Origin of the sequence: Brachyspira sp. SAP_772, from assembly GCF_009755885.1 — a bacterium.
Classification (GTDB): domain Bacteria; phylum Spirochaetota; class Brachyspiria; order Brachyspirales; family Brachyspiraceae; genus Brachyspira.
In genome coordinates this window covers 1-821 of record NZ_VYIX01000098.1, presented here as the reverse complement: position 1 = coordinate 821, position 821 = coordinate 1, and the positions used below count along the sequence as shown (strand labels likewise).

The 821-nt window shown below is 23.8% G+C and carries 2 protein-coding genes; both read right to left on the bottom strand.

Annotated elements, in window-relative coordinates:
• Positions 1 to 69 precede the first annotated feature (69 nt).
• Entirely contained in the window at positions 70 to 324 is a 255-nt protein-coding gene (locus GQX97_RS12815) for a hypothetical protein (protein WP_115589773.1), read from the bottom strand.
• Positions 325 to 328: 4 nt separating this feature from the next.
• Positions 329 to 691, bottom strand: a complete 363-nt coding sequence (locus tag GQX97_RS12810) for a hypothetical protein (protein ID WP_115589775.1) — start codon at positions 689 to 691, stop codon at positions 329 to 331.
• Positions 692 to 821 lie beyond the last annotated feature (130 nt).

Sequence of the window (821 nt, the reverse complement as noted above, 5' to 3'; positions counted from 1 at the left end):
TGAAACTCTTTTGTATATACATTTCTAGCTATCATTTCATCACAAAACAAAATTAAATGATTTATGTCTTTATCCATTTTTAATATCCTCCTTAATTTTATTTTTTATATTTTTGGCTTTATACATATTTTGTATAAATATAGAGGCATCTATTGGAAACAATATAAAAAAGCCTGCTATTGCGATAAATAATAATCCTTTACAATCATCACTAGTAAGAGGGTTTTGTTTTATTATGCTTTGATAATGATACTCAAAAAATATAAAAGCTACTATCAATAATTTTAATACATTGCTTATGCTTTTTGCTTTATGTTTTATCATTGATTTATCCCCTTTCAAAAAATGTTTTTAATATAAAATACAAAGCTCCTCCTATCACTGTAAGATTTGTTATTACTTGAGCCATACCGCTTAAAATATTTTTTGTATTAATAAAACTTCTCATATTTATATTATCTTTAAGTTCATTTTTTATATATTTTATATCTTCTTTAATCTCTTTTATGTCTTTATCTATTATATCTAAACGCATATCTATTTCTTTTTGATGTGTTTTACTGACATTAATATATTCTTCTATTTCTTCTACTTCAGTAATTAAGCCGTTACCATTTCTATTGCCATCTTTATTTAATCCAACTCTTTGAGCTATGGATATTACTAAACCATGTAAATCTTCAGGGTTCATTAGATTTCCTTTATAGTAAGTTTGAAGTTTTCTATTCCATATTTTTCAAAAAGTAAAAATAAATCATTAATAGCTTTTGTRCTATTRCCRATTTTACCGTTATTTCCATTKATATAACCGCAYAAAATAC